We start from the raw sequence: 18,137 nt of genomic DNA, 5'->3' as shown, positions 1-18,137 counted from the left end.
CCCGCAACCACCCCACCCACAACCGGAAAAGTTCCTGGTCAACGCACTAGAGCGGATCGCAGGGGACTCACCCGAGGATCAGCGAACCGTGCGGGAGGTGCTGTCCGCGTTCGCCCGGGAGCACGCCCGTCCGCCAGCGGCCCCGGGCCCTGATCGGCAAAGCGACGTGCTGGCAACTGACGTCCAGGCTGCGCTGGCGGTGCTCGGCCGTCTGGACTCCACCGATGATTGGGTGTCTCGCGCCGACCTGACCGGTGCGGACCTGCACGGTGCCCGGCTGGACGGCGCGGACCTCTCCGGCGCGCGGTTGCTCGGGACGAACCTCTCCGATGCTCTGCTGACAGACGCAATCCTGTACGGCGCGTCGATGGTGAACGCGAATCTCGCCGGTGCCGCGCTGACTGGGGCGACTCTCACCATCGCGGTCTTGGACGGAGCGGACCTCACCGGAGCACGACTGTCCGGTGCGAACCTCGACGGCGCGTCGCTTTGTAGGGCGGCTCTGCGCGGTGCACGGCTGTCCGGGACGAGCCTGGGCCGTACCGACCTGAGTGGAGCGGATCTCTCCGAGGCCCACGGGCTGAAGTCCAAGCAGTTGGAGCGCGCGAGGGGGGACGGCGAGACGAAGTTGCCGGGGTGGATGCCTCGGCCGAGCTCTTGGCCGCCCCGCTCGGAAAGAGACGACTGATCTCCGGGTCTGGGTAGTCGGCGACGGGCTCGACCCCGCCCCGGCGACCAGGTTGTYCGTTCCCAAGGATCACGAGAAGTGCCGGAGGCCGTGACCTGGTGTTTCTCAAGTGCGGGGGACGTCCGGGACCGGGCGAGTCCCATCGGAGCTGAGAATTTCGGCGACCGGACGATCGTTGTAGTGATGTGATGGCCGTTGGTGAGGGAGGTTCGGGCGTGGCTGACGACCGATGCGTGTTCTGCGCGGTCGTGCGGGGTGCGCCCGCCGTCCCGCGTAGGAGGACACATGGAACGCGGCGAAGTCTGGTGGGTGGACTTCGATGAGCGGCGGCCGGTCGTTCTGCTCTCGGGAGAGGAGCCCGGTGGGTTCCGGGCCATACAGGTCGTCGCTCCAGCGAACATCGAGATCAGCGGCGTGGCTGTCGAGGTGGCAGTGGGCGCCCCCGAGGGACTGCCCCTGGGCGGTGTCCTGCGAGTCGCGCTCCCACGACCAGGCCTCATTCCTTGCACGTGGCTGGTCACCCTGACCAGGGCAGACCTGATCGAGAAGGCCGGAAGCCTGTCGCCCGCGAAGCTCGGCGAGCTCGACGAAGCTCTCCGTCTCACTGGCCTGGAGCAGGTGGACGCTGCGGGAGCCGATGGTTGATGCTCGTAGGGCCGTTGGCAGGTCGCTACGGGTCCATTGGTCGCGAAGGTCGTCGGTCCAGCGACAGAGGGGCTCGACGGAACATCAGCCGACACACGCCGATCAACTTCTCAGACCCACCGGGGCTCCTCAGATCACTTCTTGGCTCCCACGGAACTTCTCATGATCCCTGGGAACGGACACAGGTGTAGGCGCGGAGCGCATCTGGATCATCACTCTGACGCACAATAACCGGCTTCTTCCAGCGTCCAGGCGATCCACTCGGCCCACGGCTGGTCGGTCTGGGTGTAGGAGACGAAGAAGTCCCAGCCTGCACCGTCGCCCGTGGTGGGGTGCTGTCCGTGTTGCCCCCGTTGCTCACCCGGACAGTGTGCCACCGGGACGGGTCGGGTCAGACCGTGCTGATATGGCGTGTGGCGGGGGCCGAGTCTGGGGCTGCTCGCCGAGGCGTGCGCGCCGGAGCGGTGGGGATGTGGGGGGTCTTCCCGCCCATCGGGCGATCTTCTACGGCCTGAAAAGGAGAAAGTTATCGGGTGTCTGTGCGCTGTGCGCGGGCTGCCCGGTCGGTTCTGCGCCGATGTCGCAGGTCAGGGGGCATGCGGCGCCCGGCGAGGGGTGCGGGTGGCAGATGATCCTTCCCCTGCGCCGCAGCACTTTCCGGCGCCCACCCGGCGGATCTTGAGGTGCGAAGCCGCAGGCCAGAGCGGGTTTTTTGTGCACCCAACCAGCACTAATGCGAACCTAAACCTGCAGGTCAACGGCCCGACCGTGTCCGTCGCCCCGATGCATACGAAGATCAGGCGCGAGGGCTACGCCGGCAATGCGCATGCCCTGAAGGCAAGATGATCGCTACCCGAGGGCCGTGGCGATCGCGCGGGCGATCCGCTCAAGCCAGTCGATGGCGTCCGTGACATCAGCGTCGGTGATGTCACGGAGCTTCTCCAGATCGCCATCGACGAGATCCGCGTCGTGGGCGATCTTGTTACGTCGCTCGGTGATGGCCGTGTAGTGCTTCTTCAGCGCTTGATCGGTCATTGCCGTGYGGCCGTGGTTCCACTCGTTGATCTGCGTAGCGGCCTTGGCCCAGATGTTCTCCTCTGCCACGAGTTTCAGCGCTTCACTGATCTTGCGGGGGTTCTGGAGGGATGCGTTCGCACACTTCGCCCTGACGCGGTCCGAGACGGCGTCCGCGAGCGTGGTGGTACCGCGGCGCACCTCCTCGACCTTCTGCAGCGRCAGCTCGAACCTGGTGAGCTGGTACGGCATCGCGGGGCCGTCCTGGCCAGTCAGTTCGGCCACCCGCTGATACCGCTACTCGTGGAACCAGTGGTCGATGCCGCTGACCGCCTGAGCCCATGCCGCGCGGTAGAAGTCGCCGATGTCGAAGACGGGGGACTGGAAGGTTGCCAGGCTTCGTCCGGCACGCACCATCTTCCGGGCGTACTCGATATTCCTCCGGAACGCCTCCAACTTTCGCGTCTGTGGATATGGAACCGGCATCGGCGCGCCGACCGCGCAGGCTGTTCGCGCAGCTGGGTAGCGGCATCCACACCCGGATCGATGCGGTCAGCGGGGCCCTGTCGGTGATGAGCCGCAAGAAACCGTGTGACTGATTTGCTAGACGGCGACTCGTGCCCGCTTTGGCGGGGGCGGGTCGCCGACGAGACTTACGCCCCAAGCTGGACCTGCTTCCTGGTAACCATGAACCGGATCCGGGAGCGCCTCGCGGACCTCGACCTGCTGCAGAGCCATTGGCTGAACGCGGCGATGGCTGTGTCAGCTCGCGTTCTGAGAGGTGTCGGCGGGGTATCCGGATAGGACGCCGAGTAGCAGTAGGTACACCGGTACGTCGTCGCCCGAGCCGCAGTCGTGGACCATGTCGGGTGCTTCGGCGTCGAGTTGGCGTTCGAGTCGCGCGGAAAGGTCGCGTACCGTCTCCGGGTCGAGCGGGTGCGCGCCGGCTGCGAGGTGGGCCAGCTGCGCCGCACGTTGGTCAGTGGTGTCAGCTGCGCGAATGTGCTCATTTAGCAGTCGGCGTGCCTCAGGGTCGCGGCCTAGGCGCCGGGCTGCGGCAGCGGCGAACTGCGGCTCGAAGTAGTCGCCTCCGGCGATGCTGATGAGGTGGTCGATGTCGCGGCAGAGACGTGCGATGAACCCGTCGGCCGGCTCGGCGGCATAGGCCAGGGGGTAGTAGGTGCGGGGGTGCATCTCTAGGTGGCCGTCCTGTTCGCGTTGGGTGAGCGTGGCGGCCCAGCAGGCGCGTACTCGCGCGTCGTCCGGCGCGGCATCGGCGAGGGCTTCGAGGGCGGCCGAATGGTACGGGGGCGAGAAGCGCAGTTCACCTCCGACCTGGGCGTGTAGGGCATTCGCGACTATGTCTGGGGTCAGGCCGAGCATTTCCGGCCGCCCCAGCAGCAGACTGRCCAGCGCGCGCAGGTTGGAGTCGTGGTCRTGAAGGTGCGCGACCAGCGTGGCTGGCAGTCCGGTTTCGCCGCGGTGCGTGCGGGCGTACCAGGCCAGCACCCCGTCGTGACGAAGCAGGGTCTCGTCGGCCTCGACGGCGTCGGACAGTTCGCGTTGCAATGCTGGGTGCCGGTCGGCGACCAGGGCCAGGTACTGCCAGGCTTCATCAGCGTCTTGGCTGAGTCCGCCCGAAAGCCGCCGCAGGAGTTCGCCGCCGAAGTGGCTGCGTAGCTGCGGCCAGCGGGCCGCGATCTCGCCTAGCAGCCGCGTGTCGAGTTCTCCGATCAGGTCCCCGAGCTCTACGCAGGCGGCCTGCTGCGACTGGTCGCGTTCGCGTAGTTCGTTGAGGATTCCGAGCTCGTCGAGCAGCAGGATGCCGAGCCAGGCCGAGCGGCGCCGGCCGCCGTTGGCCCAGCCTGCGGCCAGGGCTTCGCGGCGGAGCACCTCGAGGGCCGCGTCCCATTCACCCACGTCGTCGGCCGCTCGCCGGTGAGCGGCCAGCAGATGGGTGTGGTAAGCGGCGCTGGCCGCCGAGCGCACCAGGTCGTCGGGTTCCAACGGCCAGTCGCGGGTCATGGCGCGGACGAAGGCGTTCGCGGGCGTGGCGTTCTCCAATAGGCCGCTTAGATGCAGGCGCAGTGCTGCGGGCAGCGGGGGCGCCACGTTGGCGATGATGCGCAGCGTCTTGGCGAGGATGGTGTGGTCCTGTCCGTAGCCGGCTAGGAGGGCCGTCACGGGCGGCTGCGGGAGGGCGAGCATCTGCTCGGCCCTGGTCCGGGCGGCGTGGGTCTCGGGGAGCACGGTCAAGACCGCGGCTTCAGCGTCCGGATCCCACAGGTCATCCGGGTCTAGGGCGGTCAGGCATGCCTGCGCGACCTTCTCGGCGTCCGGCCCAGTCGTTTCGCCCAGCTCCTGGCACGCCTCCAGCAGCGCGTAGGTCACGATATCGCGGCGTATCCGTTTGCCAGGCGCGGGAATGTGCGAGATCAGTTCCAGCAGCCGCTCGCGGGCGGCGCGCGCTCCGAGGACGCGGACGGCGACGTTCGCGACGGTGCTGGCGCGTTCTGGCGCGCCGGTCAGCGCCTCGCGCAGTGCTTGATGCACGGTCGGGTCGTCGGCCCAGTGTGTAGCGAGCGCTCCGGCCGCCCAGTGCGGGGATCCGCGCTCGGCGAACCTGCGCAGCAGGAGGTCGCGCAGGACCGGGCCGTGGTCGACGCCAGCGAGCGTGTGCAGCTCCGTATCCATGATTGTCGGCTCTCCGCGCAGCCCGTCTTCCACAGCCTTCGCGATGTCCGGATCGCCGGAGTAGGCCGTGGTCAGCCAACCCAGCCCGAGGAACTGCAGACGATGCAGATCAGTTGCCAGGGTTCGGCGCACGAACGCGACGACGGCAGTGTCGCGGGCATGTCCGCGCATCAGCACGGCCCAGGCGATGGCGCGGTCGCCGAACTCGTGCGTGTCCTTCTCCACAATGCGCAGACACCGGTCGCGCAACTGCGCGCCTTCGTCGGGCAGACCAGCTGTGGCGGCCACGAGCGACGCGGAGATGTAGGGGACCCAGTGCTCGCGCCCCAGATGCTCGGCATCGAGCTGGTGCACCAGCCAGGCGCGGTCATCGTCCGTTGCGGCCCGCAACGCATCGCGCGGCTCGGGCGGCGGATCCTGTTCTCTCAGCAGCGCCAGCAGGATTCCCAGACGGGCGGCGAGGCCAATCAGACGGGTCGGGCCGGTTGGATGTTGCCGCGCCGCGGCGAGCAGCCGCTGCACCTGCTCGTCCTCTGGCCAGCCTAGGAACAGACTCGCCAGCGCCATAGCCGCGTGCTGCGCCGTGCAGGGCCGCCGCACGACGTTGACCAACGCCGTGCGTACCTCGTCGCCGCGCTCGCCGTCGCTGTAGCGGGTCGCGATCGCGACGGCGCCGGCCTTCGCGGTCCGTGGGTCCTCATCGGCGAGCGAGGCGAGCAGCACCGGCAAGACCACCGCGTCCGTCCGCCCGTCTTTGGGTAGACGAACCATGTAGTACAGGGCCGTGGGCGGCAGAGGCTGGCGGGCCAGCGTCCATCGGGGTAACCGCTCTCGAAGCAGTAGACCGGCGGTAGGGTGCTCGATCCCGGGGACGACCGCAGACAGCAAGCGGGCACGATGCGGGAGGTAGGGGTGGGTCTCGATCGCGTTCAGGGAGGTTTGCGCGTGGCGGGCCGCGTCGGCGGCGGGCAGCCGGTAGCTACCGAACGCGATCTCGGCGAGCAGTTCGCTCACACCCATCGCGGCGGGCGTCTGCCCTTCTGCCTGTTCGGCCAGGATCGCGGTCAGCTGCGCCACCTCCTTGGGGCGCCCAGAACGCCACAAGACCCCCAACAGGACCTCCTTCCAACGTGGGTCGGTGGCCTTGCCGGCGAACAGCTCGCCGAGCTCCTGCTCGGACAGATGGTCCGCGGCGTGCTCGGCGGCGAGCTGTTCGAGCAAGACTCGGTGCAGGAAGCTCAGCTCGCGCGGTCCCTGACGGACTAGGACCCCGAGGCGTCCCTCCGCGACTTCGACGAACGGGCGCACGTTCGCGGCGGAGCTTTCCTCTTGCATGGCCAGATGATCGGGATCCCGCAGGGCCGCGACAACGTCTCGCCGGACAGCCGCCTCGGAGACCGGTCCGAAATCGCCGCGTGACTGGTGCTCGTAGGCCACGTGAGCCAGCACCTGACGCACATCATCCTGAGGCATGGACGTGTACGGAGCCGCCGCCGATGCCGCGGTCGCCCGCCGAGCCGGATGATCCTTGAGCAGCCTGTCGACGACGCGCCCGTAGACGTCGAATCTGCGGGTGGGCAGCTGCACGCCGGCCAGCCGCAGCCCGATTAGTAGAAGCAGGAACAACGGCACCTGCGCCAGCGACCGCAGCTCGGGCAGACCACGCACCTCTTCGATGAAGCCGTCGACGGCCGCGGACTCACCGCCCTCCGGATCCGCGGCGCCTGCTTCGCCGTCCTCGCTGTATGCACGGAACCACAGCTCGGCCAACCGCCGCTGCTGTGCCTCCGACAGGGGCGCCAGATCGGCGCGCCACCAGCGGGCGGACAGGCTCAGGCGGGCCAGCCCATAGGGCCGGGTGGACACGATGGCCGGGGTGTTGCGCGCGGCGAGGTAGATCTCCAGCGCCATGGCCGCGCTGTTCCCGGCCGACTCATCTACCCACTCGTCCAGGCCGTCGACGATCAGCAGCAGCCGCTCGTCAGTCAGCGCCTGCTCGACCAGGGGCCACAGGTGCCCTGCGTTGTGCTGTCCCAGCCACGCCTGCAAGGTGGCCTCGATCGACGCCGCGGCGTCGTCGTGCTGTTGCCTGCGGCGGGTCAGGAAATGAAAGGGCAGCCAGACCGGCAGCAGCCCGCCGAAGCGCTCGGTCCACACCGGCATCGACGGCTCATCGGAGAATAGGTCCAGCATGGCGAAGCGCAGGAACGTACTCTTCCCGCTTCCGGGTCCTCCGACCAGCACGAGCCGATCACCGGACGCGAACCACCCATCCGCGTTCATACGCAGCGCCGCGCTCGCCGCCAGCATCGAGGTACTCCCAACGCCCGGCCCTAGGCTCGGCGGCCAGCTCGCGGACTGCCGGCGCAGCGCGCGATAGGAGGCGCCCCCTATCCGCGTGCCCCCCACCTCCGGGAGAAGCTCGTACACCTCGCCGGTCGGCCCGGACTCCTGCGCCGACGCGCCCGATGGTGGCTGCGGACGTGCCCCGTCGAAGGAGAGGGCCTCCGCGCTGGCGGGCGCCAGCAGATCCGGCAGCACGAACCGGTCACGCAACTCCAACCGCGGGGCGTCGGAACGCCCCAACGCCGCCGTCCCTGGGTCAATGACGCCGAAGAACGCCCTGTAAAACCCGCCGAGCTTCTCGCGAAACGCCCCCACCTGCGCGGCGTCCAGCCGCTCGCCCAAGGCGTCGGCGGCCTCGGACCCACAGAAGCGGCGCGCCCAGACCCGGCCGAAGAAGTCGTCGACCAGGACATGCCGCGACGCCGACTTCAACTGGGTCGACAGGGCCTCCGCGTCCCAGACCTCGAACTCGATGCCTTTGGCCGCCAGACGCTCCGTCTGCCGGGCGATCTCGTCGGCTTGCTCGGTCTGCACGGCCGGCAGGCTGGTGGCGTAGACGAAGACGTCACTCGCAGAGGCCCACGAACCGCCCAGGAAGTCCCCGACCGCCTTCTTCAGACCGGCCGCGCTCAGCTTGGCGACCCGCCGTGACTGCAGGCTCAGATAGCGCGGCGAGGCGCCGGAACCCGGGGGTGCATCCCCGGCCGGCGGCAGCCGAACATACAGGTCGATGCCCTGCTGCTTCTGGCCCCGGGTGCCGTACAGGCCGCCCTGCGCACGGGCTTCCCGCGCCGACATCCGGCCGGTTTCCCGGTCGCCGGCCGCGTGGTCCACGGCATGATCAACCTTGCCGCGCTCCAGAGCGAGCTTCAGACACAGCCGCTCGAAGTTCTCCCAAGCCAGGCAGTCGAACGGCAGCACCTGCTCCCGCGTGTCCACCGGCGGAGCCAGCTCCTGCGCCAGCACCATCGTGCGCAGCCTCGGCGGTGGCGGCGCCCACGCCGCGGCGTCGGCCGGCGACGCGCCAGCGGCGGAACAGCTACCGCGCCGCTCCGGACCGCCTCTTACGCCCTTCCCCGGATCGTTCACCCTCCGAGTATTCCGCCCGCGCCTGACGCCGCCGAAACGGCGTCAGGCGGGATCCAGAGCGGTCGGTCGCACAGGTGGCACGGTCTGGCAGAGAGATCCCATCGAACTCGGGCAAACCTGGCGTGCTTGCTACCAGACCGCAGGTGACCGCACTGGCAGCGACGTGAAGCCGGCCGGGTCCATGTGCCGTGAGAGCCCGGCCCCTTATATCCTAGATCATCACGGTTCGGGCTCGATCGTGTGGGATCGCGGTCGTCGCCAATTTACTCGACGGACGGCCCAGCTCCAGAGGATGAGGAAATGATCTGTCAGTTCTGCGGTACTGAGGCAACACTCACCAAGGAGCATGTGATCCCAGCCTGGATATCGACTCTTCCCTCGTTTGTGGGCAAGGTGATGGTCAATTCTAGAGCCGGTGATTCAGGAAAGCCTAAGACTTTCAGTCTCAAGAAAATCGATCTCCAGGTGCGGATTGCCTGCGGTGACTGCAACGGCGGGTGGATGAGTCGGCTGGAGAATTCTGTCAAGGTTTTTCTTGGGCCATTGTTGGAAGGTGCTCCGGTCAGCCTTGGGTCGGAGCACCTCGTCATTCTTGCTCGCTGGTGTATCAAGACCGCTATCGCCGAGGTAAATATGTCGGGCTATGGCGCGATTCTGCCGCCCGTCACCGCCCGCCAGTTGGCAGACGGCGACGCACCCACCAACGTGGCCGTGTGGATCAGTAGGTTCCACGACACCATGTACCACGATCGTCCCGTGCGRCTCCGGCCGAGGAGGCTGGACTGCACCGCCGACGGCGTCTATGTCGGGAGYCTGGTCGACTTCACAGCTGCCCTGGGCCCCCTCGTGATCAAAGTGGTGTTTGTGCCAGACGCGATCGCTCGCGGTCTGGAGGCGCTCGAATTCGACGAACCGAAGCCGCTTATTCCACTATGGCCGAAGCCTGTAACAGAATTATCCTGGCCGCCCGCATTTTCGTACTGCGAAGCCGAGCTGGTTACTCTCAATTTTGCGCTGGCGGGAATATCTCTGGTGCAACGGCGTGTGGACCCTCATTGAGCTAGTCCGACGTGGTCGTGTAGTTCCGAATTCTCGGTCGCATGCGACGCGCCGAGGAACACTCGCCGCGTTGGTACCCAAGTGTCGGTGGATTGCATACCTGCGGCATGGCGCGGAGATCGCTCTAGGCGGCTCGCGCCAGGTAGACAGCGGCGACCGTCACTGGGGACACGAGGACTGACTGATCAGGGCTGCGGCGTTGCTGGCAGCATCGGTCCGTGGTGAGTTCCGCCCTGGTGGTCCCCGACGGGGGCGGTTACCGGCACTCGTACGAGATCCTGACCCCGGCGCGCCTGGCCGTGGTCTCCGGGCGGATTCCGGTGTCACCGCGGCACCATGTCCGCTGGATTCGCTGCACAGTGCCGCCAGGCCTGGGCGAACGTGGCCGCAGCACTGTCGCATCACGGGATGGGCCTGTCCGGCCTGAAGGTGACGACCTATCTGTCCGACCTGCGGTACCGCGACGAGAACTTCGCCATTCGCTGGGAGATGCTGGGTGGGCATTGCCCGGCGCCGACGGTGATCGTCGCGGGTATCTATGACGAGGCGTGGCTCGTGGAGATGGAGGCACTCGCCGCGGTCTGACGGGCGTGGGTGGTCAGGCATGCCCGTGCCTGTGTTCGGCTACCGTCGCGTGATGCACACGATCAGCCCGCAGGACCAGGGCCGGCTTACGCAAGCTGTCGAGCCGCGGGAGACGGATGTTCAGCAGGCCAAGGCGATCATTCTTCGAGCGGTCGAGGGAGGCAGCGCTCTTGGGGCCGATGGGCTAGTCATCGCGGTTCTCACCGCCGCCGGAGCTGACCTCAACGCGTTTCGGACACCGGTCCACCCCCGGGAGTTCGGGGAAGACGCGCTTGACGCGGAGCTGCCGCCGCTGAAGCTCGCTCGCATCCAGGCAGCGGCGCGCGAGGCACTCGCCGACCTGGTGGCGGCCGGAATCCTCACCAGCTGCAATACTCCTGGGATTCTCCCGGTACAGGTCCACGACGGTGGCTACGGCACGACCGCGCAGCTCCCGTTGTCGGAGCCGCTGCTCGCGCCCGCATATCGAGTGGCCCGCCGATACCGCGGCGTGTCGGAGCTGGCGATCCTCGACCCGACTCTCGGCACCGACGGACTCAAGGATCTACTCGGCCCGCGTGGTCTGAAGGCTCTCGTGGAGGCCGTCGAGACCTTTCGGGCCGGCCGGTACTTCTCGTCCTCGAACATGCTCGCGCTCGCGAGCGAGGCGGCGTGGTTCTCCGTCGCGGAGACGATGCGCGCCGACAGGCCGCAGATCGACAAGCTCCTCGACGATCCCAAGACACCGGCGAGCACGCTCATCGAGCGAGTCGTTCCTGTGCTGAAGGACCTGGGAGCGAAGAAGAGCCGGGTCGACGAGCTGCACCGGTTCGCCGACAGCCTGCGCGGCATCAGGGACTATGCCCTTCACCCCCGCGCGATGCTCGACCCCGACTACGAGGYGCGGTTCGCTGAGGCACCCGCCTATCTGCTTCTCGTCGAGGGGCGGCGGTACCTGCGCAATCTCCGGCAGGCGACCCTCGACGCCGGGCTGCAGTTCTAGGAGACCTCGACGAGGCCCGGCGACCAGGTCGGATGTCCCCGATCAGGAGGGCCCTGCAGAGCTGCGTGGCGGCCATGGGCGTGGTCTCGGCCTGTTGCACTCCGCTCCTGCGTCCGTCGCACAGCCGTGCGACCGCGCTGTCGGAGGCGCCAGAATGCGAGCGCGGCGTCGGCGGTGGCGATACCCGCAGGCAGGCGTCACCGAGGTGCACCAACGCAACGATGCACCCGCAGCCTCGCCCCGGCGCGCGGCCAGTCGCTGGCTACTTCTAAAGGCTGTTTCGTAACTCGGTTTGGGTGGGGTGTGGCCGGTCCTCGTGGTCGGTCAGCCGGCCCGGCTGATGTTGTAGAGATGGGCGATCCCGGCCGCGGTGACCCCGAGGGTGCGGGCCTGGCGGCGGTAGTCACGCAGGATCTTCCAGGTCTTCATGCCGGCGAGGGTGTGTTCGACGCGGGCTCGGACCTTGCGGTGCACCCTGTTCAGTTCCTCTTTCCACTCCGGCAGCGGCTGTCCGTCGGCGGGTTTCCGATACGGCATGATCACCTCTGGGTGRCCTTGGTAGCCGCCGTCGGCCATCACCGGTGGTCCGGCGAGGCGGTCTTTGATCCCGCTGGTCTTGTAGACGATCGTGTCGTGGCGGTTTCCTGGCTGGAGGTCGCCCAGGGCGATCACGAGACGGGTGTCCGCATCGATCGCGACCTGCAGGTTCGTCGAGTACCGGTAGTTCTTCGACGGAGCGGCCAGGGTGTGGTCGCGGGTCGGGATCAGCGTGCCGTCCACGATCGCGATCTGGTCACGGGGACGTCGTTTCGCCGGGGCCAGGGCCAGCAGCGGACCGATCGTGTCGATCACCCGGTACGCCGCCGAGTAGGACACCCCGAACAACGGGCCGATCTGGCGCAGGGTCAGGTTCGTCCGCCAGTACGCCGCGACCAGCAACACCCGGTCCGGCAGAGACAACGCCCACGGCCGCCCCGGCCGGCCATCAGCGATCCGGTCCCCGCCGCGCTGGGCGACGAGACGAACCAGCCGGCGGAACCGGGTCGGCTTCAACCCGGTGAACGGGAAGATCCACTGAGGGTCAGCGGCGGAGATGACCTGCACCCCCACATGATCCACCAGGCAGCCCCAGGCCCCGGCACCTGGGTTACGAAACAGCCTTTAGAGGGGAAAGCGGTGAACTGCAGATGCTCGGTGATCTGACCTCAAGTGCTCCGGTTGACTCCCCTGAAAACCTTGCCTGGACTGAGGTCTTTCTCGGAGTCCTTGAGACTGTTGTAGGACGCCTCAGGGAGGCGCAAGAGCCTCGCTGAGGAGGTCGGGGCGCCCAGCATGGACAGCGCTGCGTTACCGACCGCGAGACCCAAGGCCACCTTCGGTAGCAGGGTGGCGATAGGTGTGCCCGCCGCGGCCTCGTCGCCGAGCACCAGTGYGGTATCCAACCCGATCATGAGCGCAATGATCTCTGACGGTGGCTCCGGACCTTGCACTGCCAAGTCAGCTAGCGTCACGGTCACCGCACCCCCCGCCATGCCTCTGCGTAAGGTACACAGAGCCCTGAGTCGACCAGGGGTCGGGCTGTGTCGTCACTGGGAGGCGCGCTAGGCGTCCAGATGTCAGGTCGTGGCCGTCCTTGGCTGGCACCGTGGGGCCGTGCGCGCGGCAGGTGGGTCCGCTTGGTGTACCCAACGAGCAGGACGCACTATAGCCGGATCCCAGGATGGTGCTCTCAGCCGGGAAAAGTCCTGTCTGCGGGCTGGACGTGATCGTTCGCGCGGGTAGAGACTGCAAAGATGGCCTCGGCTTCGCACAGCGCTGCTCCTAGTGCGGTGGGCTACCAGCATCAGACCTGGTGGGCTCTGGTGGAGCTGTTGCGATCAGGTGCTGGCCGACCCGATGCGGCGATCACGCTGGAGTTGCATGATGACGTTGCCTGGGAGCAGGAGGGCACCCCGACCCAGCTACTCCAGGTCAAGCATCACCAGAACACCCACCGCGTGCTGACCGACGCCTCAACGGACATGTGGCGAACCCTGAAAGTCTGGATGGACACCGCGAGACCGGGTGATACCGATGGGCCGGAGCTGGTGTTGGTGACCACGCAGGTCGCGGGGGCGGGTATGGCCGTGGCGGCATTGCGTCCGGACACCCGGGACGACCAGGCGGCGTTGCGCGCACTGGAGGCGGTGGCCAGCACTTCAACTTCGGCTGAGACCAAGACTGCGCGGGAGCAGTTTCTCGGACTGAGTGCATCAGAGCGGAACACATTCATCTCGCGAATCCGCGTCCTTGACGGCTCCGTGCGCATAGAGGAGGTGCCCGCAGCGGTACGAGGATGCCTGCAATGGGCGTTGCCAATCGGGCACGAGGACTTGTTCCTGGCGCTGGTATGGCGCTGGTGGGACGATCAAGCCTTGGCGATGCTACAGGGCCGTCTGCGCAGTCTCGATGTGGGCGCCGCCCAATCGGCTATCTCCGACATTCGTGATCAATTCCACGCGGAGCGCTTGCCGACCCTGGTCGAGTTGGCTGATGTCGATGTTGATGTGGTTACCGCTGAGCACCGTACTCACATATTCGTGCAGCAGATGCAGTGGGTCTGTTTCCCGCCAGTCAACCTGCAGAAGGCGATCGTGGACTACTATCGTGCCTACACCCAGGCTGTCCGCTGGGTGGATGAGGACCTCATTGGCCTGGCCGAACTGGCGAAGTTTGAAGCGGAACTCAAGGATGAATGGGAGCGCGAGTTCGAGTGGATGGTGGAAACACTCGACGGTGACGCGGACGACACGGTCAAGGAAAAGGCCGGCCGGACCATGCTCCGCCAGTTGCTGACGCAAACCGGTATCGCCATTCGTRCTCGCTATAGCGAGCCGTTTTTCAGCCGCGGTCAACGGCACATGCTGGCAGATAGTGGCCGGATCGGCTGGCATCCCGACTTCGAAAGTCGCATCCAGCACTTGCTCCAGGTCGCGTCATAGACCATCGGCCGACCACGGTACGGTGTTGGATTCGATAGGAGGCGGAATGACGGCGTGGACCGATAGAWCTCCGGTCATCGCGGCGATGCTCAACCCTGCGTTGATCGCTGCTATCCTCGCCGAGGCCGCCGACGGCTATCACAGGGAGTCCGAACAGACGCTTCCCTGGACCCTGTCGTTCATCACTGCGCCCTTGGTTTTGCATCGCGGTACACGCCAGACGCTTCCCACATCCACCCGCACGCATCTCGCGACTTGGACCTCGCGTAACCCGGTCATCCGAGCCGGGTTTCCGGCCCGTGCTCAGGGACTTGTCGAACCCGTTAAGGAGGGGATTCGATTTGGCCTCGCGCAGGGTGCTCTCAGCTTTGAGGACGATCATTTGACCGGTCAAACCCGCAGGCCCCGGGGTTTCGTGATGCCGGACGAACTCGCTGATATCCTACGCAGAGCCCGCTTCGTCGGACGGTGGCTTGCGAAGATCGATAGTCCGGCGACCGTGTTCGCGGTCCTCGGCGTGGCACCCTGATCGCCGTGCAACTACTCTCGATCGTTCTGTACAGCACCACCGGGGCCCGGCGTGTGCTGGAGTTCACCACCGGAGCGCTCAACATCGTGACCGGGGAATCCAAGACCGGGAAGAGCGCCTTGCTTGACATTGTCGAGTACTGCCTGGGTCGCGATACGATGCAGATGCCGGTCGGACCGATTACCAACACCGTGTCCTGGTACGCCGCGCTGTTCGAGCTCGATGGCGGCAGGGCGTTCGTCGCCAGGCCCGCGCCTCAGGCTGGCAAGGCGTCGACCCAGCGGGCGATGCTGGAGTTCGGGGCCGAGTTGGAGCCGCTGGATTTCGGCGATCTCATCGTGAACGCGGACTCAAACGCCGTTCGCGAACAGCTCAGCCGACGCATCGGGATCGAGGAGAATCTCCATGAGCCTCCGGTGGGCTCGGCCCGCAACGCCGTCGAAGCCCACATCGGGCATGCCGCGCTGCTTTGCCTGCAGAGGCAGAGTGAGATCGCCGACCGGAGCCTGCTATTCCACCGGCAGGGCGAGCAGGGCATGGCCCAAACTCTGAAAGACACCATTCCCTACTTCATCGGCGCGGTACCCCGAGATCAGGCGCTCAAGCACGCTCAACTCGCCGCCGCACGTCGCGAACTGCGTCGTCTGGATACCGCTGTCCGGCAGGCCGAACAGGCTGGCCAAGATGCCGACGCTGAACTGGCCACGTTGTGGCGGGAGGCGTACGCCCTCGGGATGGTCAACGACGAACGACCACCAGATCGCACCCGCATGGTCAGCCTTCTGCAAACCGCCATCACCAGCACCGACGCGCCCGAGGTACCCGACCGCGAGGCTGCTCAGCGGCTGGCGGGGTTGCGCCGCGACCGCGATGAATCGCGCGCTCGCCTCCGCAGTTTGACTATGGAACGCGACATCCTTCTGCAACAGAATCACACCGAGTCCGACTTCACCGCGGCGGTCCGAACCCAGACAGCTCGCTTGGTCAGCCTCAACTTGCTGCAACGGCCCACCAGCGGTAACTCGTCCGAGAACGGCCAAGCTTCGCCATGTCCCGTATGTGGTTCGGACCTTGACGATCCCGACCCCACACCGGACCAGCTCCGCCAGAGTCTGCAACAGCTCAACGACCAGCTCAGCGGTGTCGACGCGGCGCGACCGGCACGCCGCGCAGCTCTCCAGGCGCTGGACGACCAGATCGATTCGGCTCGCACCCAGCTCCGTACCACGGAGGCCGCCCTTCAATCTTTGACCGCGAGCCAAACCGTCACCGACCAGCTCCCGGATACCGCACGGCGCGACTTCACCCGAGGCCGCATCCATGCCACCCTCGCCAAGCTTCCGACCTACTCCCCAGCGGAGCTGGGAAGACTCCGTCAGCTCTACCAAACCACCCTTAACCAGGTGCGAGACCTCGAAGCCGAACTCGATCCGAACGAGGAACGCGAACAACTCACCTCACGTCTTGTCGCGATTAGCCACGACATGACCGCATGGGCCGAGCACTTGCAACTGGAGCACCACGGCCAGAGCGTCCGCCTCGATCTCAGCCGGCTGACGGTAGTTACCGACTCCGAAGAGGGACCGGCGACTCTGTCCCGGATCGGCAGTGGCGAGAACTGGATCGGCTACCACCTCGTCACCCATCTTGCCCTGCACCGCTATTTCGTCCGACAGGATCGCCCGGTGCCTCGTATTCTCATGCTGGACCAGCCCACCCAGGTCTGGTATCGATCGGAGGTTGATCAGAACACCGGAACTCCTGGCCGCGACACTGACCGTGAAGCCGTCAACCGCTTGTTCCGCCTGATATACGATGTCGTCACTGAACTCGCCCCTGACATGCAGGTGATTATCTGTGATCATGCCAATCTCGTCGACGACTGGTTCCAAGATTCCGTTAAACATAACTGGCGAGGCGGCGAGAAGCTCATCCCTCTCGAATGGATAAACGGTGCAAGCTCGTCGTAATCGCTGATCGACAATATTCCGGGCTGTGAGTAGCCTAAGAGGGTGTCTCGCGTGGCCAGTTTCTTCCAGCAGGTCAGCGCCACTGCCGGTAGGGTGAGGAATCCGAGGAAGTTATGGCCGGTGCGTTCGTAGCGAATGGTGACGCGGCGGTAGCCACCGAGCCAGGCGATCGTCCATTCGATCTTCCGCCGGTGGCGGTCGAGCCTTTCGCTGGACTCGATGCCCTTGCGGGCGATCCGGGGCGCGACCCCGCGGTCGCGCAGGAATCGGCGCAGGTCGTCGCTGTCGTAGGCCTTGTTGGCACGCAGCTTGTCCGGCTTGCGGCGCCGTGGGCCGCGTCGGGAACGGACCGGGGATCCCGGTGACCAGCGGGATCAGGGCGTGACCGTCGTGAAGGTTGGCGCCGGAGACACCGACGACCAGCGGCAGACCGGCCGCGTCGGTGAGCACGTGTGGTTTCGAGCCGGCCTTGCCCCGGTCGACCGGGCTCGGACCGGTCAGAGTGCGCCCTTTTCGCCCGCACGCTCGCGGAGTCCACGATCACCGAGGTCCAGTCCAGGTCCCGGCAGCGCCGTAACCCGGCCCGGGTCCAGGCCTGGAACCGGCGGTGCGCCGTTGGCACGGACACCCCGGACGACGGCGGTAGATCCCGCCACGCGCTACCCGACGTCAGGACGTACACGACCGCGGTGAACACCGCCCGCTCGTCCGCCGGAGCCGTGCCCCCGCCCTGCGGCCGCGGCGTGAAGGGGGGCAGCAGAGGCTCCACGAGCTCCCAGAGCTCGTCCGGTACCAGCCGCAGGGCAAGGCGGTCGCTCGCACCTCAGATCATCCAAGAAGATCCGCTATGCCCAAGTGAGACACGCTCTAAATGCGCGATCTGCCAATGATATGTAGACCGTTGATCTCGCGACAAGATCACCGGCCTCGATGTGTGGCCGGCGCTGCCTCCGCCCGCAACCGGCTCGAGCCAAACGGCCTGGATGTCGAGGCGGGCTCGCCGAGGCTGTCGCGAGCAAATTTCTCGCGCGTGCCGCCCGGAAAGGCGGCGTGCGGGAGACCAGGGCCGTAGAGATCTGACGGTGATCTGACAGAGGTTGCATACGCAACAACAGTCAGATCACCGTCAGCTCATTTTGGTGTCGGATCCTCCATTGAATATTGACTTGCAGTCCCCGCCGGGGCGTGAGGCAGCCGCGCGTCCCGGCGCAGCGGCGACATGAGCGCTCGGGGGCCTGCTCTGGTCAGCCCGAGGTCGCGCTGGCACAGTGGCATGTGCTTGGCCCCAACGCATGCCCGGAACGCTGCCCAACGGAGCTGTTCCCGAGCGTGACTATCTGTGCGGGTCAGGTCTGTCCCGGCCTGGTGACGGTGCCTTCTCGCTGGCGGGGTATGGCGCGGCGAAGAAGGTATGTGGCGCGGGCGCGGAGCAGCCCCGCATGTCCGATACCGGTGCCGGAGTGGATGGTGTCGAGTAGCTCGGCGATGACGGTTAGTTCGGCGTACCGACGGCTCTCAGCGGAGAGCGCGTCTGTGAAGCGCGCCTGAACCTGTG

The 18,137-nt window shown here is 66.7% G+C and carries 13 protein-coding genes and 2 pseudogenes; 8 read left to right on the top strand and 7 right to left on the bottom strand.

Annotated features, from left to right (window positions below):
- Both CC117_RS33525 and CC117_RS33520 read left to right on the top strand, forming a co-directional pair.
- On the top strand, positions 1–688 hold a 688-nt coding region (locus tag CC117_RS33525), incomplete at its 5' end, for a pentapeptide repeat-containing protein (protein ID WP_206744831.1).
- Positions 689–973: 285 nt separating this feature from the next.
- On the top strand, positions 974–1,333 hold the full coding sequence (locus CC117_RS33520) for a type II toxin-antitoxin system PemK/MazF family toxin (RefSeq protein ID WP_071092377.1): 360 nt from the start codon (positions 974–976) through the stop codon (positions 1,331–1,333).
- Positions 1,334–1,545: 212 nt separating this feature from the next.
- Here CC117_RS33520 and CC117_RS40835 read toward each other — a convergent pair whose 3' ends face one another.
- The 4 genes from CC117_RS40835 to CC117_RS33510 form a co-directional block, all read right to left on the bottom strand.
- Entirely contained in the window at positions 1,546–1,710 is a 165-nt protein-coding gene (locus tag CC117_RS40835) for a toll/interleukin-1 receptor domain-containing protein (protein WP_241830645.1), read from the bottom strand.
- Between the two features lie 472 nt (positions 1,711–2,182).
- Entirely contained in the window at positions 2,183–2,599 is a 417-nt protein-coding gene (locus CC117_RS38390; RefSeq protein ID WP_198542084.1) for a hypothetical protein, read from the bottom strand.
- 45 nt (positions 2,600–2,644) lie between these two features.
- Positions 2,645–2,803 carry a hypothetical protein gene (locus tag CC117_RS38385; protein ID WP_198542083.1) on the bottom strand — a complete coding sequence of 53 codons (159 nt, stop codon included), beginning with the start codon at positions 2,801–2,803 and terminating at the stop codon, positions 2,645–2,647.
- Between the two features lie 306 nt (positions 2,804–3,109).
- Positions 3,110–8,356: an NACHT domain-containing protein gene (locus tag CC117_RS33510; protein WP_071092374.1), complete on the bottom strand. Its 5,247-nt coding sequence runs from the start codon at positions 8,354–8,356 to the stop codon at positions 3,110–3,112.
- 420 nt (positions 8,357–8,776) lie between these two features.
- On the opposite strand from CC117_RS33510, the gene CC117_RS37165 reads away from it, so the two are divergent.
- From CC117_RS37165 to CC117_RS33500, 3 genes are all read left to right on the top strand, one after another.
- Positions 8,777–9,535 (top strand): hypothetical protein, encoded by a 759-nt coding sequence (locus tag CC117_RS37165; protein ID WP_131803189.1) that lies wholly within the window; start codon positions 8,777–8,779, stop codon positions 9,533–9,535.
- Positions 9,536–9,871: 336 nt separating this feature from the next.
- A complete protein-coding gene (locus CC117_RS35750; RefSeq protein ID WP_131803188.1) occupies positions 9,872–10,120 on the top strand; it encodes a RidA family protein in 249 nt (82 codons plus the stop codon).
- Positions 10,121–10,139: 19 nt separating this feature from the next.
- Positions 10,140–11,102 carry a hypothetical protein gene (locus tag CC117_RS33500; protein ID WP_071092371.1) on the top strand — a complete coding sequence of 321 codons (963 nt, stop codon included), beginning with the start codon at positions 10,140–10,142 and terminating at the stop codon, positions 11,100–11,102.
- Between the two features lie 324 nt (positions 11,103–11,426).
- On the opposite strand, the gene CC117_RS33495 is transcribed toward CC117_RS33500, so the two are convergent.
- Positions 11,427–12,206: an IS5/IS1182 family transposase gene (locus tag CC117_RS33495; RefSeq protein WP_071092383.1), complete on the bottom strand. Its 780-nt coding sequence runs from the start codon at positions 12,204–12,206 to the stop codon at positions 11,427–11,429.
- Between the two features lie 758 nt (positions 12,207–12,964).
- On the opposite strand from CC117_RS33495, the gene CC117_RS33485 reads away from it, so the two are divergent.
- The 3 genes from CC117_RS33485 to CC117_RS33475 are packed head-to-tail and all read left to right on the top strand — an operon-like array spanning position 12,965 to position 16,582.
- A complete protein-coding gene (locus CC117_RS33485; protein ID WP_198542082.1) occupies positions 12,965–14,083 on the top strand; it encodes an ABC-three component system protein in 1,119 nt (372 codons plus the stop codon).
- A gap of 46 nt (positions 14,084–14,129) precedes the next feature.
- Positions 14,130–14,612 (top strand): three component ABC system middle component, encoded by a 483-nt coding sequence (locus tag CC117_RS33480; RefSeq protein ID WP_071092363.1) that lies wholly within the window; start codon positions 14,130–14,132, stop codon positions 14,610–14,612.
- Between the two features lie 53 nt (positions 14,613–14,665).
- Positions 14,666–16,582: a DUF3732 domain-containing protein gene (locus CC117_RS33475; protein WP_198542081.1), complete on the top strand. Its 1,917-nt coding sequence runs from the start codon at positions 14,666–14,668 to the stop codon at positions 16,580–16,582.
- Between the two features lie 56 nt (positions 16,583–16,638).
- Here CC117_RS33475 and CC117_RS35745 read toward each other — a convergent pair.
- Together CC117_RS35745 and CC117_RS38445 are read right to left on the bottom strand one after the other, a co-directional pair.
- Positions 16,639–17,384 (bottom strand): annotated as a pseudogene (locus CC117_RS35745) (IS5 family transposase); the annotation flags it as partial.
- Positions 17,385–17,928: 544 nt separating this feature from the next.
- Positions 17,929–18,137 (bottom strand): annotated as a pseudogene (locus tag CC117_RS38445) (hypothetical protein); the annotation flags it as partial.

It is taken from the genome of Parafrankia colletiae, from assembly GCF_001854655.1.
Lineage (GTDB): Bacteria > Actinomycetota > Actinomycetes > Frankiales > Frankiaceae > Parafrankia > Parafrankia colletiae.
The sequence above is the reverse complement of the archived record's forward strand: the minus strand, read 5'-3'. Positions and strand labels throughout refer to the sequence as shown.